Here is a 22,719-nt window from a genome sequence, read left to right on the forward strand (position 1 = left end):
CAAGCGTTCTGGGTGTTGCCAGTTTGCTGACGGGCAACGTAAATCGCTAGCTGTAAACCTTGTCAGGGATATGACGTCCGATGTCGCAGCTGCGACCCGGTCAAGCCATTGGAAACAAGTTAGATGCTGCAGGGCGGTTACCAGTCGGTGCTCGAAGCCAGAACCCGTGATGAATTTCGCGGGGAGATCAGCCGCTTCACGGAAGCCTTGGAATTCGAGACCTTCTCGGCGATCACCGTGGTCGACCATGCGATCAGCAAGTCGGAATTCATCGTTATCGACAACTGCCCCCCCGGATTTAGGGAGGCGATGGACAGCCCCCAGCTCGGCCGGCAAGACCCGGTGATGCAGCACTGCAAGCGTCATAGCGTTCCAATCGTCTGGGACCAAAAAACGTATGCGAAAGAGGGTGCGGGCGACCTATGGGAGACCCAGGCGCGCTTTGGCTATCGAACCGGCATCTGCCTGGCCCTGCATCTGCCCGAGGGGCGACACTTCGTGCTGGGCGTGGACCGCGACAAGGCCTTGCCCAAAGACGCCACCGAGCTGACCCGGCTGGTGGCGGATCTGCAGCTGTTTGCCGTCCATGCATTGGACGCGGCGATGCGCGTTTTGCTGCCACCGGAGCAGCAGCTGGACGCGCCCAAGCTCACGCCGCGCGAGCTCGAATGCCTGCGCTGGACCATGGAGGGCAAGACGGCGTGGGAGGTCGGCACAATATTGAACATCACCGAGCGGACGGCGGTGCTGCATATCAATAACGCGATGCACAAGCTGGGTAGCCATAACAAGCATCAAGCCGTTCTCAAAGCACTGCGCTTAGGCCTAATACGCTAGCACGCTGCCGTACATCCCCCACTGTAAGAGTTGACAGTTACTCATGAATGTTCTTGCTGCTCAAATTCGTTCTGTGCACTTCTTCGCACTTCAACGAATTTGGAGCCGGTCATGCAAAACCAAAAGCAAGTTTCCCCGTCGCAAACCCTGTCGAACGACAAGCTGGCAGCACCTCGCGAGATCGACGCCAGCTTGCTGCATCTGGTCAGCGGCGGTGCACCGAAGAGCACTTGGTCCGTGCAGACCCTGTCCACCCAGGCTCCCAAGAGCACCTGGTAAGTCACAAGTTTTCGCTGTCATCGGCTCGCGCGAGCGGGCATCAGTTCTGCCGAGTCTGAATGCTGTTTCGTAAAGAGGCGCTGGCCGGCCAGCAGCAAGCTTGGCTTGGCAGCATTCAACTTCTCAGACCCCTCTCGCTGAAGCTGCTCACGGCTGTTGCCGTGGGCAGCGTTGTTTTGGTCGTCACTTTTCTGTGCACGGCCGAATACAGCCGCAAGGCACGTGTCGCCGGCTATCTGGTGCCCGACCGCGGCGTGCTGCGCATCAGCTCGCCGCAGGCAGCCACGGTGCTGGCTCGCCAGGTCAGCGAGGGCCAGGCCGTCAAGGCCGGCGATGTGCTCTTTGTGCTGAGCCTGGACGCCGCCAGTGGCGCCGGCGAGGGTGTGGCGCAAAGCCTGAGCGAGCGCCAACTTTCTCTGAATGAGGCAGCCGAGCAGCAGCGCCGCCTGGCCAGCCAGCAAGACGAGAGCCTGCGAGCACGCATCGCCACCTTGCAGCGGGAGCTGGCGGCTGCCGCCGTTGAGGCACAGGCCTATGCCGAAAGGCAGCGCCTGCTGCGCGAAGATCTGAGCAAGCATGAAGCGCTGCGCCAACAGGGCTTCTACTCCGATACCCTGCTGCAAAACAAGCGTCAGGAGCTGCTGCTGGCCCAGGCCCAGGCCCAAAACCTGGCTCGCGAGCGCGAGGCTTCTCAGCGTGATCTGCTAGCCCTGCAGGCCGAGGCGCGCGAGTTGCCTCTGCGCAGCCAGGTGCAGCAAGGCCAGATCGCCCGCGACCTGGCCAGCCTCAAGGCGCTGGGCCTGGAGACCGAGGCGCGGCGCCGGCTGATCCTGCGCGCGCCCGCCGATGGCGTCGTCAGCACCGTGCAGGCCGAGCCGGGTCAGCCGGTCAACCCCTCGATGGCGCTGGCCCAGGTGCTGCCGGCGCAGACCCAGATGCTGGCCCATCTGTATGCGCCGTCCAGCGCGGTCGGCTTTGTGCGCCCCGAGCAGGCCGTGCGCCTACGCTACCAGGCCTTCCCCTATCAGCGCTTCGGTCATCAGCACGGCCGGGTATTGCAGGTCTCGCGCACCCCGCTGGCGAGCCAGGATCTGGCGGCCCTGCCGCTGGGCGAGAACAGCGGCAACGAGCCGCTGTACCGCATTACCGTTGCCTTGGAACATCAATCGGTGGCCGCCTACGGGCAGGAACAACCGCTGGCGGTCGGCATGCAGCTGGATGCCGATGTACTGCTGGAGAAGCGCCGCCTGATCGAGTGGATTTTCGAACCTTTGCTGAGCCTGGCCCGACGTGTCTGAGTCCTTGTTGAACCGTTTGCACTTGGGCTTGGGCCGGCGCTCCAAGCTGCCGTTGATCCTGCAGACCGAGGGCGCTGAATGCGCGCTGGCGTGTCTGGCGATGGTGGCCAGCTTCCATGGCCAACGCTGCGATCTGGCCGAGCTGCGCGGGCGCTTCTCGCTGTCGCTGAAAGGCGCGACGATGGCCGACCTGGTCCGGATGGCCGACCAGTTGGGCCTGGCCAGCCGTGCCCTGCGCGCCGAACCCGAGCATCTGGCCCAGCTGCAGCTGCCCTGCATCCTGCATTGGGACTTCAAGCACTTTGTCGTGCTGGCCGAGGTGCGCGGTCAGCGGGCGCTGCTACACGATCCGGTGGCCGGTCAGCGCTGGATCACGCTGGCCGAGCTGTCGCGTCACTTCACTGGCGTGGTGCTGGAGCTGCGGCCCGGGGCCGATTTCGCGCCCAAGCCGGCACCGCCGAAGATCCGCTGGCAACAGCTGCTGGGTCGCATCTCCGGGCTCAAGCGCTCGCTGGCCCAGATCCTGGCGCTGGCGCTGGCGCTGGAGTTGCTGGTGCTGCTCTCTCCTTTCTTCATGCAATGGGTGGTGGACGGCGTGCTGGTCAGCGCCGACCACGACCTGCTGGTGACGCTGGGCCTTGGCTTCGGACTCTTGGTGCTGCTGCAGGTGGCCATCGGCGCGCTGCGCTCCTGGGCCGTACTGCAGCTCTCAGCCAGCCTGAACCTGCAGTGGCTCAGCAATGTGTTCACTCATTTGCTGCGCCTGCCGCTGGCCTGGTTCGAGAAGCGCCATCTGGGTGACATCTTGTCGCGCTTCGGCAGCGTGCAGCAGATGCAGCAGACGCTGACCACCCACTTCATCGAGGCCCTGCTGGACGGGCTGATGGTGCTGATCACGCTCGTCATGATGTGGATCTACAGCCCACGCCTGGCACTGGTGGCGCTGGCTGCCGTGCTGGCCTACGGCCTGCTGCGCTGGGTCTATTTCCGGCCGCTTCGGTTGGCCTCAGAAGAGGCTCTGGTGCACGAGGCACGGCAGACCAGCCACTTCCTGGAGTCGCTGCGCGGCGCCCAGGCCGTCAAGCTCTTCAACGCCCAGGCCGATCGCAGCGCGCGCTTTGCCAATCTGGTGGTCGAGACCATGAACGCCCAGCTCGGCACGCACCGACTGGAGCTGGGCATGGGCGTGGCCAACAAGCTGCTGTTCGGACTGGAGCGCGTCATCATCATTTGGCTGGGCGCGCTGCTGGTGCTGGACCGGCAGCTGTCGGTGGGCATGCTGTTCGCGTTCATGGCCTACAAGGAACAGTTCAGTCTGCGCATCAGCGCGCTGATCGACAAGGCCGTGAGCCTGAAGATGCTGGGCCTGCAGGGCGAACGTCTGGCCGATATCGTGCTGACCGCACCCGAGCCGCAAATGAACGAGGCGGCCGCCCTGCCCCGCCCGGTCGAGCAGGCCGCGGCGCTGGAGCTGCGCGAGGTGTCGTTCCGCTATGCCGACGGCGAGCCCGAGGTGATCTGCGGCTGCAGCCTGCGCATCGAAGCCGGTGAGTCAGTGGCCATCGTCGGCCCCTCGGGCTGTGGCAAGACGACCTTACTCAAGCTGATGCTGGGCATCCATGCGCCGCAATCCGGCGAGATTCGGCTCGGCCAGCAGGCGCTGTCGCAGATCGGTCTGCAGGACTGGCGTGCGCGCATCGGCACGGTGATGCAGGACGACCAACTGTTTGCCGGCAGCATCGCCGACAACATCTCCTTTTTCGACCCCGAGGCCGATGCCGCCTGGATCGAGCGCTGCGCGATGTTGGCCTGCGTGCACGAGGACATCGTCGCGATGCCTATGGCCTACGAAAGCCTGATTGGCGATATGGGCTCCAGCCTCTCGGGCGGCCAGCGCCAGCGCGTGCTGCTGGCCCGCGCGTTGTACAAGAAACCGGCCTTCCTCTTCCTCGATGAGGCCACCAGCGCACTGGACGTAGAGCGCGAGCGCCAAGTCAATGCCTCGCTGCGCCAGCTTCCTTTGACCCGCATCGTGATCGCGCATCGGCCCGAGACGATTGCGGCAGCGCAGCGCGTCATCACCCTGCAGCAGGGCCGGGTCGCGCAGGACTTGCGCAGCGTGCCGCCGCCCGGCGCCCAAGCCTAGCTATGACCACGATGGCCAGATTCAACTGGCCGGGCAGGATGGGAATCATTAGCATTCTCCTATCTGAACTTCGGCATTGATAGGAGTAACACCATGGCCAAAACCGCAAGCTTCGGCATCCTGCATCTGGGCACCGCCTTCGGTGTCACCTATGCGCTGACCGGCGACGTCGCGATCGCTGGGGCCGTGACCTTCGTCGAACCGATGGTCAACACCGTGATGCACTACTTCCACGACAAGCACTGGGACCGCATTGCCCAGCACCTGCCGCGTCTGGCCCTGTTCTCCAGGTTCAATCGGGCTTGATCTTGGCGCGGGCGATCACGGCCTTCCAGCGCTGCTGCTCCTGGGCAATGAAGCTGGCGAACTGAGCGGGGGTGTTGCCCACCGGCTCTGCGGCATCAGTGGCCAGGCGCTCCCTGGCGCTGACCGAGCGGATCGCCTTCACGGCTTCGGCCGCTAGCTTGTCGATATGAGCCTGCGCCATCGAGGCTGGTGCGTTCAGCCCGTACCACTGCGTCATCTCGAAGCCCGGGAAGCCCTGCTCGGCAACGGTCGGCACATCGGGCAGTTGGGGCAGGCGCTCCTTCGAACCGGTCGCGATGCAGCGCAGCTTGCCGGTCTTGATGAATTGCAGGATGGCCGGCGCACCGACGGCCGCCGCATCCAGCCGGCCGGCCAGCAGATCGGTCAGCTGTGGGCCCGTGCCGCGATAGGGCACGTGCAGGATGAAGAGATTGCCGGTCATCTTCAGGTATTCGAAGGCCAGGTGGCCGGCGCTGCCATTGCCGGCCGAGCCGTAGTTGAGCTTGCCGGGCTTGCTGCGTGCCAGCGCGACGAACTCCCTCAGATCCTTGGCCGGCACATCCGGATGGACCACATAGAGGCTGGGCACCTTGGCCAGCAGAGTCACCGGTTTGAAGTCTTTGTTGGTATCGAAGGGCAGCTTGTCGTAGATGAAGGGATTTACTGCCAAGGTGCCGATATGGCCCAGGATCAGCGTGTGTTGGTCATCGGCTCGGGCCACCTCGCCCATCGCGATATTGCCGCCGCCGCCGGGCTTGTTCTCCACATAGACGGTCTGGCCCAGCGTCTTGCTGAGCTCGAAGGCGGTGGCGCGGGCAACGATCTCGCTGCTGCCCCCCGGCGCAAAAGGAACGACCAAGCGCACAGAGCGGCTCGGCCAGGGGCCGGCCTGAGCGGCGGCCGGCAGGCCCATCAGGCCGGCGGCACCGGCTAGGCCGGATTGCAAAATGAGGCGGCGGTTTGAGGTGCTCACGGGCTAGTCTCCATCGTTGTTGTGGAGTCAGTCTAGGCCCGATGGCTGTCAAGGTGCTGTCTCGCGCTCCATCCAACCGAGCCAGCGCAGCGCCTGTTCGCGCGTTTCGCCACACATCATCTCGCTGGGCTGCAGCGAGCCACAGACGGCCGGACGCTCGGGCCGACCAAAGATCTTGCAAGCGTCCTGCTCGTCGAGCTGGATGCAGCGCACACCGGCCGGCTTGCCGTGCGGCATCCCGGGTATGGGTGAGCTGATCGACGGCGCGATGCAACAGGCGGCGCAATGGTCTCGGCACTTCATCGCGATATTGTCGCGGCCCTTGGGGCCCCCAGCCGTGACTTATCCACAGGCCCCCGGTAAAATTCAGGGTTTGCCCGCGCCGGCATTTTCGGCGCCCGATTGAGGCACTCCTCCATGCTCTACCCCAAGGAATTCGACGTCATCGTGGTTGGCGGTGGCCATGCCGGCACCGAGGCCGCGCTGGCCGCCGCCCGCATGGGCGTCAAGACCCTACTGCTGACCCACAATATCGAGACCCTGGGCCAGATGAGCTGCAACCCCTCGATCGGCGGCATCGGTAAGGGCCATCTGGTCAAAGAGGTCGATGCCTTGGGCGGTGCGATGGCAGCAGCCACCGATGAAGGCGGCATCCAGTTCCGCATCCTCAACGGCTCCAAGGGCCCGGCCGTGCGCGCCACCCGCGCCCAGGCAGACCGGGTGCTCTACAAAGCCGCAATCCGGCGCCGGCTGGAGAACCAACCGAACCTGTGGCTATTCCAACAGGCGGTCGACGACCTGATGGTCGAGGGTGATCGCGTCGTCGGCGCCGTCACCCAGATCGGCCTGCAGTTCCACGCCCGCGCCGTTGTGCTGACGGCCGGTACCTTCCTGGACGGCCGTATCCATGTGGGCCTGCAGAACTACAGCGCCGGACGTGCAGGCGATCCACCGGCAGTCTCGCTGTCTGGTCGGCTCAAGGAGCTGAAGCTGCCACAAGGCCGACTGAAGACCGGCACGCCGCCGCGCATCGACGGCCGCAGCATCGACTTCTCGAAGTGCGAGGAGCAGCCCGGCGACCTGGATCCCGTGCCGGTGTTCAGCTTCATGGGCTCGGCCGAGCAGCACCCGCAGCAGGTGCCCTGCTGGATCACCCACACCTCGGTACGCACGCACGAGATCATCCGCTCCGGCTTCGAGCGCAGCCCGATGTTCACTGGCGTGATCGAAGGTGTCGGTCCGCGCTACTGCCCCTCGATCGAGGACAAGGTCAATCGCTTCGCCGACAAAGACAGCCACCAGATTTTTCTGGAGCCCGAAGGCCTGACGACGCACGAGTTCTACCCAAACGGCATCTCGACGTCCCTGCCCTTTGACATCCAGCTGGCCGCCGTGCAATCGATTCCCGGCCTCGAGAACGCCCACATCCTGCGCCCTGGCTATGCCATCGAGTACGACTACTTCGACCCGCGCGAGCTGAAGAGCAGCTTTGAGACGCGCGCGATCCAGGGCCTATTTTTCGCAGGACAGATCAATGGCACGACAGGCTACGAAGAAGCCGCGGCTCAGGGTCTGTTCGCCGGCCTGAACGCCGCCCTGCAGGTCAAGGATGAAGGGCCTTGGTTGCCTGGCCGCGAGCAGGCCTACCTGGGTGTGCTGGTCGACGACCTGATCACCAAGGGCGTGACCGAGCCCTACCGCATGTTCACGAGCCGCGCCGAGTTCCGACTGCAGCTGCGCGAGGACAATGCCGATATGCGATTGACAGAGGCCGGACGTGAGCTGGGCCTGGTCGACGATGCACGTTGGGAAGCATTCAACCGCAAGCGCGACGCTGTTTCACGTGAAACAGAGAAGCTGAAGTCGACCTGGGTCCACCCCAGCATCCTGCCGGCAGCCGATGCCGAGCGCCTGGTCGGAAAGGCGCTGGAGCGCGAGTACAACTTCATCGACCTGTTACGCCGACCGGGCGTGGTGTTCGACACGCTGGTCGAAGTCGCGTCGATCGCACGACCCGAAGCGGATGTTTCACGTGAAACGCTGAGTAGCGAGCTGGGCACGGCGATGGCCAATGCCGTGATCGAGCAGATCGAAACCAGCGTCAAGTACGCCGGCTATATCAACAAGCAAGTCGAGGACGTCGCCCGTGCTGCTCACTTCGAAAACCTGAAGCTACCGGCCGAGCTGGACTATGGTCAGGTCCAAGCCCTCTCCTTCGAGGTGCGCCAGAAACTCAGCAAGCATCAACCCGAAACCCTGGGCCAGGCCTCACGCATCTCCGGCGTGACGCCAGCGGCGATCTCGCTGCTGCTGGTACATCTCAAAAAAGGTCGATTCAAGGGATTCGTTGATGCTGCATGACATGAAGCCGGCGCTGGCCGACGCCGCCACCGAACTGGGCCTGGCGCTCACCGAGGCGCAACTCGATCAACTGCTGACCTATCTGGCACTGATCCAGAAGTGGAACAAGGTCTACAACCTCACCGCCGTGCGCGAACCCCAGGCCATGCTGACCCAGCATCTGGTGGACAGCCTCAGCTTGATTCCTGCCTTGCGTCGGCATGCCAAGGGCCAAGCCCTGCGCATGATGGATGTGGGCAGCGGCGGCGGCTTGCCGGGCGTAGTCGTGGCAATTTGTGACCCCTCCATCGACGTCACCTGCGTCGATGCCGTCGCCAAGAAGGCAAGCTTCATCAAGCAGGTCGCTGCTGAGCTGGCTTTGTCGAATCTGCACGGTGAGCACTCGCGCGTTGAGGCACTGGAGACCCCTCCCTTCGACGTGATCACCTCACGCGCCTTTGCCTCCCTACTGGACTTCACGACGCTGACTCGTCAGCACCTGAAACCCAACACCGAATCCGGAGCGATATGGCTGGCCATGAAGGGGCAGCACCCTGCCGAGGAGTTAGCCGCCCTCCCCTCCGATCTTGATGTGTTTCACGTGGAACAGCTGCAGGTGCCCGGGCTCGATGCCCAGCGTTGTCTCATCTGGATCAAGCCGCGGGCCTGATCCGGGCTTTTGCCCCGCCCATCCGGGCTACCATCGCTGCCTGCTGAGAAAAACTAGACCATGGCCAAAATCTTCTGCATTGCCAATCAAAAAGGGGGGGTCGGCAAGACCACCACGACGGTCAACCTCGCGGCCGGTCTGGCCCAGGTCGGCCAACGGGTGCTGGTTGTCGACTTAGACCCTCAGGGCAATGCCACGATGGGCTCGGGCATCGACAAGCGCGCCTTGGAGTTGAGCGTCTATGACGTCTTGCTGGAATCTGCAAGCATCGCCGAGGCCAAGCAGCGCAATGACAAGGTCGGCTATGACGTGCTCGGTGCCAATCGCGAGCTGGCCGGCGCCGAGGTCGAGTTGGTCGAACTGGACCGCCGTGAGCGCCGCCTCAAGGGTGCGCTGTCTGCAGCCAAGGACGACTACGACTTTGTGCTGATCGACTGCCCACCATCGCTGTCGATGCTGACCCTGAATGGCCTGTGCTCGGCCCATGGCGTGGTCGTGCCGATGCAGTGCGAGTACTTCGCGCTCGAAGGCCTGTCCGACCTGGTCAACACGATCAAGCAGGTACATGCCAATCTGAACCCGGACCTGCAGATCATCGGCTTGCTGCGGGTGATGTTCGACCCACGCATCACGCTGCAGCAGCAGGTCAGCGAGCAACTGAAGAGCCACTTTGGTGATAAGGTCTTTGACAGCGTGATTCCCCGCAATGTGCGCCTGGCCGAAGCACCCAGTTACGGCCTGCCGGGCGTGGTGTTCGACCCCGCGTCCAAGGGCGCGCAAGCCTTTGTCGAATTCGCCCGGGAGATGGTGCGTCGCGTCGGAGCGATGTGATGGGACTCGAAGAGCTGGCGCGTCGCGCCGAAGAGGCCGGCCTCAATGCCAGCGCCCCACCCCAGCAAGCCCGGGTCGACGGTTGGCTGATTCGCTTGTCGCCGGGCAAGGCCAAGCGCTCGCGTTGCGTCAATGCATTGAGCACGGGCAGCACAGCGCTGGAGCACTTGCTGGGCCGGTGCCGGCAAGCCTTCGATGCGGCCGATCTGCCGCTGATCGTGCGCATCACCCCCTTCAGTCAACCGGCCGATCTGGACGTCCAGCTGGCAGCCAAAGGCTGGTTCGAGTTTGATCCGGCCGATGTGATGGTGCGCCCTCACCTCGATGAGTTGCCGGCCGTCAATGAGCGGCTGCAAGGCATCGAAGCCACGCGCTACGCGCAGATCGTAGGCGAGCTGCGCGGCTCCAGTGCCGGCGCGATCGCTGCGCATGCCGAGCGCATGCAGGCCGCTCCTGTACCTTATCAGGGCTTTGTGCTGCAAGGCGGCGCGGGGCAGTTGCTGGCCTGCGGGCAATTCGTCCGAGAGGGCGATATCGTCGGCCTCTATGACATCTTCACGCCACCCGAGCAGCGTGGCCTGGGCCATGCCCAGCAGCTGTGCAGTGCCTTGCTGCAGACCGCCAAGGCCCAGGGCGCAGCGCAGGCCTATCTGCAGGTCGGCACTGACAACGAGATCGCCAAGCGCCTGTACACCCGCCTCGGATTTCGCTTCGCCTACCGCTACCACTACCGCAGCGACAACCCGGCCGCCGTGGACTGACTGAGGGCGCGGCTCAGTCGCGCGGCTTCCAGACCTTCAGCAAGGTGTGGCGCGTGAAGCCGGGTACAAAGTCGTGGACATGGGCGATGCAGGCATAGCCGAGGTGCTCGTAGATCTCGGCCACTTCGTCCAGCAGGGTCTCGATCAAGGCATCAACGCAGCCACGACGCAATGCCTGAGCCTCCAGCTGGCGCAGGCAGTCGCCGCCCAGGCCCTGGCCGCGATCACCGTCGCGCACCCACAAATAGCTGACATAAAGGCGCTGGAACTCGGTCCGGCCCCAGGCACCGGCGACCAAGTCCTCGCCCTCGTACAGCGCACAGGCAATTTCAGCCGCATCGCTGCCCTGGGCCTGCTGGCGACCATGGCTGATGACGCCGTCGCGGATCGCCTCCAGCGCCGCCTGCGGCACGGCGTCATCGCGACGCCATTGCCGCGCTGAGCTCATCAGAGGCCCAGGCCTTCGTCCAGGCCCAGGTGCACATTCATCGCCTGCACGGCGGCGCCGCTGGCGCCCTTGCCGAGATTGTCCAGCCGTGCCATCACCAGCACTTGCGTCTCGCTGCCGAACACAAACAGATCGACCCGGTTCGTGTCGTTGCAGGCCTGCACATCGAAAAAGCCCTCTTCCAAAGTCACCGCATCGCGCAGCGGCATCACGCGAATGAAGCGCTCGCCTTCGTAATGGGCCGCCAAGGCCTGCTGGATGTCCTCGGCCTTGGCGCCGGCGCGCAGCTGGCTCAGGTGCAGGGGCACGGTGACCGCCAGGCCCTTGTAGAACTTGCCGACGATGGGCATGAACACCGGCGCTGTCTTCAGCCCCGTGTGGGCCATCATCTCGGGCAGATGCTTGTGGGCCAGACCCAGCGCATAGGGGCGCGGCGAATCGAGCTTGGCATCGCCGCCGGCCTCGTACTGCGCAATCATCGATTTGCCGCCGCCCGAGTAGCCAGTTATCGAAGTCGCCGACACCAAGGCATCAGCCGGCAGCAGGCCGGCATCGACCAGCGGGCGCAGAGCCAGAATGAAGGCGCTGGCATGGCAGCCGGGATTGGCAATGCGCTTGGCGGCGCGGATCTTGGCGCGCTGCTCGCGCGCCAGCTCGGGCAAACCGAAGGCCCAGCCGGGCACCGTGCGGTGCGCGGTGCTGGCGTCGATCAGACAGGTGTTGGGATTGCTGATCATCGCGGCCGCTTCGCGCGATGCCGCGTCGGGCAGGCACAAGAAGGCGACGTCGGCCGCGTTCAGCAGGCGAGCGCGTTCAGCCGGATCCTTGCGCTTGTCTGCATCGATGCGCAGCACCTCGATGTCTCGACGCGCGGCCAGATACTCATGAATACGCAGGCCGGTCGTGCCTTCTTGGCCATCCACAAACACCGCGTACGTCATGACATCTCCAGCACAATGAGCAACAAAGGAAGCGAAGCATAAAGCATGACGATGTCAGACGAACGCGTATTGTTGCTGCCGGGTTGGCTGAACTCCGACCCCGATCATTGGCAAAGCCGCTGGGAGCGGCAGTTCGGCTATCAGCGCGTCGAGCAGGCCGACTGGCAATGGCCGCGGCGTGGTGACTGGATGGCCCGGCTCGACGAGGTGCTGCTGACCGATCCGCGCCCCGCTGTGCTGGTCTCACACTCGCTGGGCTGCCAGCTCGTAGCTGCCTGGGCCGCGCACTCGCAACACGCGTCGCGGGTCATTGGCGCCCTCATGGTGGCGCCACCCGATACCGAGGCCGAGCATATGCCCCCGCAGCTGCACAACTGGCGGCCCATCCGCCGCCCGCGCCTGCCCTTCAAGGCTATCGCCGTGGTCAGCAGCGACGACCCCTACTGCGATCCGGCACGCGCCAGCCAGATGGCGGCCGACTGGGGTGCCGAACTGGTGATCGCCGGCCCACGCGGCCATCTGAACAGCGAATCCGGCCTGGGCGACTGGCCCGAGGGTCAGGCCTTGCTGGCCTCACTGAGGTCATAAGCGACAATCCACCCCTATGGTCACGAAAAAACCCAAAGGCCTCGGCATGGGCCTGGAAGCCCTGCTGGGCCCCAAAGTCAGCGAGAACGCTGGCGCCGCAGCCCGCGACGGCGAGCCCAGCAGCCTGCGCCTGGAGCTGATGCAGGCCGGCAAATACCAGCCGCGCACGCGCATGGACGAAGGCTCGCTGTACGAGCTGGCCGAGAGTATCAAGGGTCAGGGCATCATGCAGCCCATCCTGGTGCGCCCCATCAGCGCCGAGTCCTCCAAGGACGGCGAGGCTCGCTACGAGATCATCGCCGGGGAACGGCGCTTTCGCGCCGCCAAGCTGGCGGGACTGCGCGAAGTGCCGGTGCTGGTCAAGACGGTACCCGACGAGGCCGCGGCCGCGATGGCCCTGATCGAGAACATCCAACGCGAGGACCTGAACCCGCTAGAAGAAGCGCAAGGCCTGAAGCGCCTGACCGAGGAGTTCGGCCTGACCCACGAGCAGGCTGCCCAGGCGGTGGGCCGCTCGCGCAGCGCCGCCAGCAATCTGCTGCGACTGCTGCAGCTGGCCGAACCGGTGCAGAACATGCTGATGGCTGGCGATCTGGACATGGGCCATGCCCGCGCGCTGCTGCCGCTGGACGGCGCCCACCAGATCACCACGGCCACCGAGATCGCCGCCAAGAAGCTCAGCGTGCGCGAGGCCGAAAAGCTGGTCGCACGCCATCAGGGCGCGGGCCGCCAGTCGCCCTTGCTACGCGTCAAGAACGACAAGAGCCGCGACCTCCTGCGCCTGGAGGAAGAGCTGTCGGATTTGTTGACAGCCCAGGTCGAGGTGCGCGTGAAGAAGCGCACCAAGCGCGGCGAGCAGGGTGAGGTGTCGATCCAGTTCGGCTCGCTGGACGAACTCAACGGGCTGATCGACCGACTGCGCGGCCCGCAGTAAATCCGCAAGTAAAGCCGTGCAAAGCCGTGACTCGTTCACGGCTTTTTTATCGGCGCCGAGCAAAGCTGGCACGCCCTATGCATATTGATATGCGCTGCCCATCCACCGTTTTCGGGGGGGTACTCAGGGGGTCAGGTCTTGCCTTGCACGAAAAATCACAGAAGGGCGTAGCATGGTGTCAACGCAGGGAGCATTCGACGTGTTGAAGGACTAAGACAGGGCTTATCCTGTCTTCAAGGCAGACGCCTTGAACGAAGCTAGAGTTGAAGAGATCACGCTGAACCTCGGAAAGCTCTGATGACGCCTCGGCCCAGATTTAGGGGCGCCATCAGAACTTCCCAGACGACGCCGGGTGGCCCATGACCCGCGCCGTCTCACCCCGACACAGGAGGTCAGCATGGACGTGATCAGCAGCTTCGCCGCTCGCTACGAACGCACAAGGGTTGAAGAGATCTCTCTCGAAGAGTATCTGGCCGAGTGCAAACGCAATCCCCTCGCCTACGCCACCGCCGCCGAGCGAATGCTGCAGGCCATCGGCGAGCCGCAAATGGTGGACACCCGCAACGACACGCGGCTGTCGCGCATCTTCGCAAACAAGACCATCAAGATCTATCCCGCCTTCGCTGAGTTCTACGGCATGGAGGACGCGATAGAGCAGGTGGTCAGCTATTTCCGCCATGCCGCGCAGGGACTGGAGGAGAAAAAGCAGATCCTCTATCTGCTGGGCCCGGTCGGCGGTGGCAAGAGCTCTATCGCCGAGCGCCTCAAGTACCTGATGGAGCAGGTTCCCTTCTACGCGCTGGCCGGCTCACCCGTCAACGAGTCGCCGCTGGGCCTGTTCAATGCGGCCGAGGACGGCCCGCTGTTGGAGAAGGAATATGGCATCCCGCTGCGCTACCTGAACCGCGTGATGAGCCCCTGGGCCGTTAAGCGGCTTGAGGAGTTCGGCGGCGACATCCGTCGCTTCAAGGTCGTCAAGCGCTATCCCAGCGTGCTCAAGCAAATTGGCGTGGCCAAGACCGAACCGGGCGACGAGAACAATCAGGACATCTCATCGCTGGTCGGCAAGGTCGACATCCGCAAGCTCGAGACCTACGCGCAGGACGATCCCGATGCCTACAGCTATTCCGGCGGCCTGTGCCTGGCCAACCAGGGGCTGCTGGAATTCGTCGAGATGTTCAAGGCGCCGATCAAGGTGCTGCATCCGCTGCTGACCGCCACTCAAGAGGGCAACTTCAAGGGCACCGAAGGCTTTGGCGCAATTCCCTTCGACGGCATCGTGCTGGCGCACAGCAACGAGAGCGAGTGGAAGACCTTCCGCAACAACAAGAACAACGAGGCTTTCCTCGACCGCATCTACATCGTCAAGGTGCCCTACTGCCTGCGCGTCTCCGAGGAGGTCAAAATCTATGAGAAGCTGATCCGCGGCTCCTCGCTGGCACAGGCCAAGTGCGCGCCCGGCACCTTGAAGATGATGAGCCAGTTCGCGATCCTGACCCGGCTCAAGGAGCCGGAAAACTCTTCGCTGTATTCGAAGATGCAGGTCTATGACGGAGACAACCTCAAGGACACCGACCCGCGCGCCAAGAGTTATCAGGAGTACCGCGACTACGCCGGTGTCGACGAGGGCATGAGCGGCGTCTCGACCCGCTTCGCCTACAAGATCATCTCCAAGGTCTTCAATTTCGACAGCGCCGAAGTGGCGGCCAATCCGGTGCACCTGATGTATGTGCTGGAGCAGCAGATCGAACGCGAACAGTTCCCCGCCGAAACCGAGCAGAAGTACGTCGGCTTCATCAAGGAACTGCTGGCACCGCGCTATGCCGAGTTCATCGGCAAGGAGATCCAGACCGCCTATCTGGAGAGCTATAGCGAGTATGGCCAGAACATCTTCGACCGCTACGTCACCTATGCCGACTACTGGATCCAGGATCAGGAGTACCGCGATACCGATACCGGCGAAGTCTTCGACCGCTCGGCGCTGAACGGCGAGTTGGAGAAAATCGAGAAGCCGGCGGGCATCAGCAATCCCAAGGATTTCCGCAACGAAATCGTCAACTTCGTGCTGCGCGCCCGCGCCAACAATGCCGGCAAGAACCCGGCCTGGACCAGCTACGAGAAGCTGCGCACCGTGATCGAGAAGAAGATGTTCTCGAACACCGAGGAGCTGCTGCCGGTGATCAGCTTCAATGCCAAGGCCAGCGCCGACGAGGCCAAGAAGCATGAGAACTTCGTCCAGCGCATGGTGGACAAGGGCTACACGGCCAAGCAGGTGCGTTTGCTGTGCGAGTGGTATCTCAGAGTCCGCAAGAGCTCATGATCTGAGGAGCCCCGATGCTTCAACAAATCATCGATCGCAGGCTGTCAGGGAAAAACAAGTCGATAGGCAACCGCGAGCGCTTTTTGCGCCGCCACAAGGAGCAGATCCGCGAGGCGGTGAAGCGGGCCGTCGACGGCCGCGGCATCCGCGATATGGAGCGCGGCGAAGAGGTGCGCATCCCGAAGAAGGACCTCAGCGAGCCGGTGTTCGGCCACGGCGAGGGCGGTGTACGCGAAGTGGTGCGGCCCGGCAATACCGAGCACGTACGTGGTGACCGTATCGCCAAGCCACCCGGTGGCGGCGGTGGCCAAGGTGGCGGCAAGGCCAGCGATTCAGGCGAGGGTGAGGACGACTTCGTCTTTCACCTCAGCCGCGAGGAGTTCATGCAGGTCTTCTTTGATGACCTGGCCCTGCCCAATCTGGAACGCACCCAGCTGGCTGACACACCCGAGTACAAAAGCCACCGCGCCGGCTATGTCTCGGACGGCACGCCAACCAATCTGCACGTGGTGCGCTCGATGCGCGGCGCCTTGGGCCGCCGCATCGCGCTGGGTACGAGCAAGCGGCGCGAGCTGCTCGAGCTGCAGGAGCGGCTGGACCTGCTGCACCGCGAGGATGCTCGCAAGCCCGATGTGCTCGCAGCGCTGCAGGAAACCGAGGCCCGCATCCAGTTTCTGCGCCAACGCATCAAGGCCATTCCCTTTCTCGACCCGATCGATCTGCGCTTTCGCAACCGCGTGCGGGTGCCGGTGCCGACCAGCCGGGCCGTGATGTTCTGCCTGATGGATGTCAGCGGCTCAATGGACGAGAGCCGCAAGGATCTGGCCAAGCGCTTCTTCATCTTGCTCTATCTGTTCTTGACCCGGCATTACGAGAAGATCGAGGTGGTCTTCATCCGCCACCACACCCAGGCCCAGGAGGTCGACGAGCAGAATTTCTTCCACGCCACCGAGACCGGCGGCACCGTGGTCTCCAGCGCCCTGGTGCTGATGGAAGAGATCATCCGGGAGCGCTATCCGCGCAGCGAATGGAACATCTATGGCGCCCAGGCCAGCGACGGCGACAACTGGCACCATGACAGCGGCCGTTGCCGCGAGCTACTGGCCGACAAGATCCTGCCGCTGTGCCGCTACTTCGCCTATGTGCAGGTGGCCGAGGCCGAGCAAAACCTCTGGGAGGAGTACGCCAAGCTCAGCGACGAAGTCGGCCACTTCGCGATGCGCAAGGCCGTCGAGGCCGCGCAGATCTACCCGGTCTTTCGCGAGCTGTTCAAGAAGGAAGGGGTCAACAAATGAGCGTGATCGAGAACCGCCGCAATATCGGCATCGCCCCTGACAAGCATGAATACGGTGGACGTCGCCACCATGAGCCACTGCGGCAGATGCTGCCGCTGAAGCAACGTCCCGGTGCGCTGCTGCCCTCTCCCAGCGACTGGACTTTTGGTCTGATCGAGGACTACCACGACGTCATCCGGGCCACGGCCGAGCGCTACGGCCTGGACACCTATCCCAACCAGCTAGAAGTCATCAGCTCTGAGCAGATGATGGACGCTTATGCCTCGGTGGGCATGCCGGTCAACTACCGGCACTGGAGCTACGGCAAGGAGTTCATCGCCACCGAACGCAACTACTCGCGCGGCCAAATGGGCCTGGCCTACGAGATCGTGATCAACTCCGACCCCTGCATCGCCTATCTGATGGAGGAGAACACGCTGGCCATGCAGGCCCTGGTGATCGCCCATGCCTGCTACGGCCACAACAGCTTCTTCAAGGGCAACTACCTGTTTCGCATGTGGACCGACGCTTCGTCCATCATCGACTATCTGGTCTACGCGAAGAACTTCGTCGCCGAGTGCGAGGAGCGCCATGGCCTGGATGCCGTCGAGCAGACGCTGGACTCCTGCCATGCGCTGATGAACCACGGCGTCGACCGCTACCGCCGACCCGCCAAGCTATCGCTGGCCCAGGAGCGTGCCCGCCTGCACGACCGCGAAGCCTATGCCCAGCAGCAGATCAACGACCTCTGGCGCACCTTGCCGCGCCGCGCCGAGAAGGCCGAAGAAGAGAAGGAGGTGCGACGCTTTCCCGAGGAGCCACAGGAAAACCTGCTGTACTTCATCGAGAAGAATGCACCCTTGCTGGAGCCTTGGCAGCGGGAGATCGTTCGCATCGTGCGCAAGATCGCGCAGTACTTCTATCCGCAGCGCCAGACCCAGGTGATGAACGAGGGCTGGGCCACCTTCTGGCACCACCGGCTGCTCAACCAGATGTATGACGATGGCTACCTCAGCGACGGCATGATGATCGAGTGGCTCAAGTCCCACACCAATGTGGTGGCGCAGCCGCCGATGGCCAATCTGAACCCCTATGCGCTGGGCTTCGCGATGTACACCGACATCAAGCGCATCTGCGAAAAGCCCACTGACGAGGACCGCCGCTGGTTCCCCGATTTGGCCGGCGCCGATTGGCTGCCGACGCTGGACCATGCGATGCGCAACTTCAAGGACGAGAGCTTCATCGGGCAGTATCTGAGTCCGCATCTGATGCGCGAGTTCAGGCTGTTCTCCATCGTCGATGACGCCGCGCAGCGCGAGTACGAGATCTCGGCCATCCACGACGAGGCCGGCTACCAGCATGTGCGCGAAGCCTTGTCACGCCAGTACGACCTCAGTACCCGGGAGCCCAATATCCAGGTCTGGAACGTCAATCTGCGCGGCGACCGCTCGCTGACCCTGCGCCACACCCAGCATCAGAACCGGCCGCTGCATGAGAGCGCGCAGGAGGTGCTCAAGCATGTGGCGCGGCTGTGGGGCTTCGGCGTCCATATGGAGAGCGCCAACGACAAGGGCGATATCACCAAGCGATGGAGCGTACCCGCCCCCGAGCATTGAGCCCACCGCAGGGTCAAAGCGCGAAGATCTTGCCCGGATTCATGATGTTCCGGGGATCCAGAGCCTTTTTCAGCTGACGCATCACGTCCACGGCGCCCTCCCCGGCCTCCTCGACCAAAAAGCCCTGCTTGTGCAGTCCGATGCCGTGCTCGCCGGTGCAGGTGCCCTCCAGGCGCAGCGCGCGCTGCACCATCTGGGCACTGAGTCGCTCGGCGGTCTCGCGCTCCGAGGGGATCGTCGGGTCGATCAGGTAGCCCAGGTGGAAGTTGCCGTCGCCGACATGGCCGACGATGAAATAAGGCAGTCCGGCCTCCTCGACCTCGCGTACCGACTCATTGATGCTCTCGGCCAAGCGCGAGATCGGCACGCAGGTATCGGTCGTGACGCAGCGGCAGCCGGGCTTGGTCTGCAGCGCCGACAGATAGGCATGGTGGCGCGCGGTCCAGAGCCTGGTGCGGGCCTCGGGCGTGGTCGCCCACTCAAAGTCCTCGCCACCGAACTCGCGGGCGATTTCCTGCACGGTCTGGGCCTGCTCGGCCACGCCGGCCTGCGAGCCATGGAACTCCATCAGCAGCATCGGCGCCTCGCGCAGGCCCAGCTTGTCGTGCAGATTGACGGCTCGCACCGAGTGCGCATCCAGCAGCTCGCAGCGCGCGATCGGCACGCCCATCTGGATGATTTGCATCGTGGTCTGCACCGCCGCATCAATGCTGGGGAAGAAGCAGATCGCCGCAGACAGCGCCTCGGGCAGCGGATAGATGCGCAGGCTCACCTCGGTGATCACACCCAACGTGCCCTCGCTGCCGACGAACAGGCGGGTCAGGTCATAGCCGGCGCTGCTCTTGCGGGCGCGCGACCCGGTGCGGATGACCTCGCCCTGAGGCGTCACCACCGTCAGCCCCAGGACGTTCTCACGCATCGTGCCGTAGCGCACCGCGTTCGTGCCGCTGGCCCGTGTCGCCGCCATGCCGCCCAGCGAGGCATCGGCACCGGGGTCGATCGGAAAGAACAGGCCGCTGTGCCGGATCTCGTTGTTCAGCTGATTGCGGCTAACGCCGGCCTGTACCGTCACAGTCAGGTCCTCGGCGTTGACGCGCAGGATCTCGTTCATCCGCGAAACATCCAGACTCACACCACCCTGTACGGCCAGCAGATGGCCCTCCAACGAGGATCCGGCCCCATAGGGGATCACCGGCACATGGTGTTCATGTGCCAAGGCCAGCACAAAGGCCACGTCCTCGGTGCTCTGCGCAAACACCACGCAATCGGGCGGCGCTACATCGAAAGGCGACTCATCGCGGCCATGCTGCTCGCGCACCGCCAACGCGGTGACGCAGCGCTCGGCAAAGCGGGATTTCAGCCGCTCCAGCATCACAGCCGGCAAGGGCCGGCGCTCTGCGGCGAGGAGATGGGCGGGAGGGGAAGAGGCGTTCATTGCGGGCGCTCCGGGTGTCCGAAGCGCCCATTTTGCGCGTTTGCGGCAGCGGTCTGAGCGCGATGCGCCCAGACCTTGACGCTCACTCGCTGATGCTCATGCTCTTGTAGGCCGGGTCGGCCTTGATCTCGGCCTCGCTGAAGGGCAGCTTGGCCCACTTGGCACCTTTCAGGAAAATGTCCGAGTAGAGCTTGGTCTGGTCCGAGAAGTGTGGCGACAGCAGATGGCTGGACTGCGAGTAGGTCAGCACCCCCTCAGCCACCGGACCGTTGGCATCGAAGGTGACAAACTGCATATAGCTGTTGCCATAGACGGGATCACCATACAGGCCCGAGGCGCCCAGATTGCCGCGTACATTGTTAAAGGTGTAGCGGCCGCCCGGGAAGGGGATGGGCGCGCTGTCGCGAATGATCACCTGCTTGCGCGCGTTGACCTCCTCCAGTGCAAACTTGTTCGTCGAGAACCATTGCACCGTGTCCGCGAGCAAGGTGACGGCCTTGGTGTTGGCGGTGTTGAATCCGCGCGGCGTCATCACCGGGTCGGCCGGGCTGAAGGGCACGCGCCAGTAGCTGGCCTCCTCCAGCTCGCCGGCCAGCTCATAGAGCTTGCGGAACAGCAGCGCGCCCGGATCGGTCAGACCCTCGGTCTTCTTCCAGATGGCAAGCACGCCGCAGGCCTTGGTGATGTCGGTGTCGACGCCGTTCGTTCCCTTGACGACGATGGGCTGCGCCTTGCCAGCGCAGGTGGCGGCCAGGAACTCGTCCAGCCACATCTCGGCGCGGAAGAAGCGGCTCTTGGCATAGACCTGCTGCAGGTTGGCGAGGGTGAAGCGGTTGCCGCCCAGGCCGTCGGCATTGCTGAGACGGTCCTTGACCTGGACGATGCCCATGCGGGTGCGCTCGCCCTGGGGCATGCCTTCGGCGTCAGGCCCGGTGGCGATGATCTTCGGGAAGCCCGTCAGGCGCTCGTGTTCGTTGGGCAGCCAGTGGCTGTCGTTGGCGTTGACGATGTAGTCGTCGCGCAGCACATAAGGCCGCTGGGCGGCCGGGATCGCGCCCGTCCACTGGCAGCTGCTCTTGCTACCGTCCATCAGCACCAGGCCGCGTGTGGCCAGCAGGAACTGTCCCGTGGGACTGTTGACGCAGCCCGCCAGCTGGGAATCGCTGACATTGGCCGCCACCGAGTAGTTGGCGTAGAGGGCCTTGCCGTTCTTGTCGGCCGCCATCGTATTGACCCAAGGCATCGCGTTGTGCGTAGCCAGGTTCTGTCGCAGGCTCTCGGCGCTGGTGGACATGCTGTTGAGCAGCGCCTGGTCGATCAACTTGTAGTTCGTGTAGTTGGCGTCGCGGATCACAAAGGCCGCCGCACCGCTCCAACTGAAGGTGGCGCCGTCGCTGAGCAGCGGGCCGAAGTCGGTGCCGTACAGAGTGCGCTGATGGGTCTTCAGGCTGCCGTCGGGCTGCAGCGCCTCAACCGTCAGCGCGGTCTTGCTCATCGCCTTGTAGGTACCGTCGACCTGGTAGCGAGTCGGGTCGGCCGGGTCCAGCTTGAGTTGGAACAGCGTGAAGCGGTTGTCGGTCGAGAAAGTGTGGGTCCAGGCCACGTCCTTGTTGAAACCGATCAGCGGCACCGGCGCACCCAGCAAAGTGGAGCCGAAGACATCGAGCTTGCCGGGAATGGTCAGGTGCAGCTTGTGCAGGCGCAGCGCACCCCACCAGGGGAAGTGCGGATTGCCCAGCACCATGCCGGCACCGCTTTGCGTCACGTCCTTGCCCAGGCCATAGCCATTCGAGCCGACCGCGTGCTCAAACAGCGGGTTGGTGGCCTGCACCAGCGGGCTGTTCAGCACCGCGAGCTGGCTACGCTGCGTCTTCAGTGCCTTGGCGCTCAAAGCCGGGGCCGCCGCCACCTTGACGACCGGCGGCTGAGCACCGCCGATGGCCTCGATGAACTGGATCGAGCTGCCGGCCATCGCCGCTTGGCTAAAGCGCCAGTAGGCCTCGTCCTCGGTCATCGGCTTGACCCAGGCCGCACCCTTGCACTCGACCGGCAGCCCGTTGACGCCCTTGTCGCGCAGGTAGCGGTTGTAGCCGGCCACAAAGCCGCTGACCAGATCGCGCGTGTCGGCGCCGGCGGCAGCCCGCATCGCCTGCGCCAGGGCCGGGGTCAGGTGCAGCTTATAGAAGAAGTCGGAGGCTAGATTGGGCGTGGCGGCACCGAACTGGCCCAGGTAGTTGATCGGCACACCCTTGGCATCGAAGTCGCCGAAATAGCGTGAGCGCTCGCCGCGCATCGTCACCAGCTCCTGGGCGAACAGGCAGACATGGTCTTCGGCAAAAGCGTAGCCGTAGCCATAGCCGGCGCCCTTGAAGTTGTCGGCCTTGATATGGGGCACACCGTAGCTGGTGTAGCGGATCTCGGCGGCGAAGCCGGGCGCGGCCGGCGGTGGCGGCGCGGTCGGATCGGCATCGCCGGAGCCGCCACAGGCGCTCAGCAGCGCAGCCAGGGCCAGCAGGCTGCAGGCGCCGGCAACGGGAGTCAGGCCTTGCCTGCGTTGGCTGGCCGGGGTTTTTGTCTGTCTTGTCATCGGGTGTCTCCTTAGTGTTTTATCGCGACAACGGCCTGTGCGAGCCGTAACGCAGAGCGGGCTTCCGTATACGTCAGGCAGGCTATCATCAAATGCAAAAGGCCAGCTACCCGGCCTACCCTCAAAACACACGGA

General features: G+C 64.1%; 20 protein-coding genes. 14 read left to right on the plus strand and 6 right to left on the minus strand.

The genetic code is table 11. From position 1 onward, the window contains the following. Window positions 1-123 precede the first annotated feature (123 nt). From OOZ63_RS11400 to OOZ63_RS11420, 5 genes are all read left to right on the plus strand, one after another. A complete protein-coding gene (locus OOZ63_RS11400; protein ID WP_266005596.1) occupies window positions 124-837 on the plus strand; it encodes a helix-turn-helix transcriptional regulator in 714 nt (237 codons plus the stop codon). A 111-nt stretch (window positions 838-948) separates the two neighbouring features. Further along, the gene (locus OOZ63_RS11405; RefSeq protein WP_266005597.1) at window positions 949-1,116 is read left to right on the plus strand and encodes a hypothetical protein; all 168 of its coding nucleotides are present in this window, start codon (window positions 949-951) and stop codon (window positions 1,114-1,116) included. Window positions 1,117-1,175: 59 nt separating this feature from the next. After that, a complete protein-coding gene (locus tag OOZ63_RS11410; protein ID WP_266005598.1) occupies window positions 1,176-2,414 on the plus strand; it encodes an HlyD family secretion protein in 1,239 nt (412 codons plus the stop codon). 7 nt (window positions 2,415-2,421) lie between these two features. Continuing rightward, window positions 2,422-4,560 carry a peptidase domain-containing ABC transporter gene (locus OOZ63_RS11415; protein WP_266005599.1) on the plus strand — a complete coding sequence of 713 codons (2,139 nt, stop codon included), beginning with the start codon at window positions 2,422-2,424 and terminating at the stop codon, window positions 4,558-4,560. 93 nt (window positions 4,561-4,653) lie between these two features. Next, a complete protein-coding gene (locus tag OOZ63_RS11420; protein ID WP_266005600.1) occupies window positions 4,654-4,866 on the plus strand; it encodes a DUF2061 domain-containing protein in 213 nt (70 codons plus the stop codon). Here OOZ63_RS11420 and OOZ63_RS11425 read toward each other — a convergent pair. After that, window positions 4,853-5,779, minus strand: coding sequence for a Bug family tripartite tricarboxylate transporter substrate binding protein (locus OOZ63_RS11425; RefSeq protein ID WP_266005748.1), 927 nt, complete (start codon window positions 5,777-5,779; stop codon window positions 4,853-4,855). The two genes, OOZ63_RS11420 and OOZ63_RS11425, sit on opposite strands and share 14 nt — an antisense overlap. Before the next feature lie 108 nt (window positions 5,780-5,887). Further along, window positions 5,888-6,142, minus strand: coding sequence for a YkgJ family cysteine cluster protein (locus tag OOZ63_RS11430; protein WP_266005601.1), 255 nt, complete (start codon window positions 6,140-6,142; stop codon window positions 5,888-5,890). A gap of 114 nt (window positions 6,143-6,256) precedes the next feature. On the opposite strand from OOZ63_RS11430, the gene mnmG reads away from it, so the two are divergent. Genes mnmG through OOZ63_RS11450 form a run of 4 tightly spaced genes read left to right on the plus strand, consistent with a single transcriptional unit; the run spans window position 6,257 to window position 10,441 of the window. Then, window positions 6,257-8,200, plus strand: coding sequence for a tRNA uridine-5-carboxymethylaminomethyl(34) synthesis enzyme MnmG (gene mnmG / locus OOZ63_RS11435; RefSeq protein WP_266005602.1), 1,944 nt, complete (start codon window positions 6,257-6,259; stop codon window positions 8,198-8,200). Window position 8,201: 1 nt separating this feature from the next. Next, entirely contained in the window at window positions 8,202-8,849 is a 648-nt protein-coding gene (rsmG, locus tag OOZ63_RS11440) for a 16S rRNA (guanine(527)-N(7))-methyltransferase RsmG (RefSeq protein WP_266005603.1), read from the plus strand. Window positions 8,850-8,909: 60 nt separating this feature from the next. Continuing rightward, window positions 8,910-9,680 (plus strand): ParA family protein, encoded by a 771-nt coding sequence (locus OOZ63_RS11445; RefSeq protein WP_266005604.1) that lies wholly within the window; start codon window positions 8,910-8,912, stop codon window positions 9,678-9,680. Continuing rightward, the gene (locus OOZ63_RS11450; protein ID WP_266005605.1) at window positions 9,680-10,441 is read left to right on the plus strand and encodes a GNAT family N-acetyltransferase; all 762 of its coding nucleotides are present in this window, start codon (window positions 9,680-9,682) and stop codon (window positions 10,439-10,441) included. Before OOZ63_RS11445 ends, OOZ63_RS11450 begins: the two co-directional genes overlap by 1 nt. A 13-nt stretch (window positions 10,442-10,454) precedes the next feature. Here OOZ63_RS11450 and OOZ63_RS11455 read toward each other — a convergent pair whose 3' ends face one another. After that, on the minus strand, window positions 10,455-10,889 hold the full coding sequence (locus OOZ63_RS11455) for a GNAT family N-acetyltransferase (protein ID WP_266005606.1): 435 nt from the start codon (window positions 10,887-10,889) through the stop codon (window positions 10,455-10,457). Next, window positions 10,889-11,830, minus strand: a complete 942-nt coding sequence (gene argC, locus OOZ63_RS11460; protein WP_266005607.1) for an N-acetyl-gamma-glutamyl-phosphate reductase — start codon at window positions 11,828-11,830, stop codon at window positions 10,889-10,891. Before argC ends, OOZ63_RS11455 begins: the two co-directional genes overlap by 1 nt. Window positions 11,831-11,881: 51 nt before the next feature. On the opposite strand from argC, the gene OOZ63_RS11465 reads away from it, so the two are divergent. The 5 genes from OOZ63_RS11465 to OOZ63_RS11485 all read left to right on the plus strand — a co-directional run bounded on the left by OOZ63_RS11465 (window position 11,882) and on the right by OOZ63_RS11485 (window position 18,562). After that, window positions 11,882-12,418: an RBBP9/YdeN family alpha/beta hydrolase gene (locus OOZ63_RS11465; RefSeq protein ID WP_266005608.1), complete on the plus strand. Its 537-nt coding sequence runs from the start codon at window positions 11,882-11,884 to the stop codon at window positions 12,416-12,418. 16 nt (window positions 12,419-12,434) lie between these two features. After that, window positions 12,435-13,352, plus strand: coding sequence for a ParB/RepB/Spo0J family partition protein (locus OOZ63_RS11470; RefSeq protein ID WP_266005609.1), 918 nt, complete (start codon window positions 12,435-12,437; stop codon window positions 13,350-13,352). A 397-nt stretch (window positions 13,353-13,749) separates the two neighbouring features. Beyond that, window positions 13,750-15,672 (plus strand): PrkA family serine protein kinase, encoded by a 1,923-nt coding sequence (locus OOZ63_RS11475; RefSeq protein WP_266005611.1) that lies wholly within the window; start codon window positions 13,750-13,752, stop codon window positions 15,670-15,672. A gap of 14 nt (window positions 15,673-15,686) precedes the next feature. Further along, window positions 15,687-16,967, plus strand: coding sequence for a YeaH/YhbH family protein (locus OOZ63_RS11480; protein ID WP_266005612.1), 1,281 nt, complete (start codon window positions 15,687-15,689; stop codon window positions 16,965-16,967). An 86-nt stretch (window positions 16,968-17,053) separates the two neighbouring features. Beyond that, on the plus strand, window positions 17,054-18,562 hold the full coding sequence (locus OOZ63_RS11485) for a SpoVR family protein (protein WP_266005749.1): 1,509 nt from the start codon (window positions 17,054-17,056) through the stop codon (window positions 18,560-18,562). 13 nt (window positions 18,563-18,575) lie between these two features. Here the strand turns inward: OOZ63_RS11485 and OOZ63_RS11490 are convergent, their stop codons facing one another. Together OOZ63_RS11490 and OOZ63_RS11495 are read right to left on the minus strand one after the other, a co-directional pair. Next, window positions 18,576-19,997 (minus strand): FAD-binding oxidoreductase, encoded by a 1,422-nt coding sequence (locus OOZ63_RS11490; protein ID WP_266005613.1) that lies wholly within the window; start codon window positions 19,995-19,997, stop codon window positions 18,576-18,578. Between the two features lie 82 nt (window positions 19,998-20,079). Further along, window positions 20,080-22,584 (minus strand): penicillin acylase family protein, encoded by a 2,505-nt coding sequence (locus tag OOZ63_RS11495; protein ID WP_266005614.1) that lies wholly within the window; start codon window positions 22,582-22,584, stop codon window positions 20,080-20,082. Window positions 22,585-22,719: the final 135 nt, after the last annotated feature.

This window comes from Paucibacter sp. PLA-PC-4, from assembly GCF_026241155.1.
In the GTDB taxonomy this organism is placed as follows: Bacteria; Pseudomonadota; Gammaproteobacteria; order Burkholderiales; family Burkholderiaceae_C; genus Roseateles_E.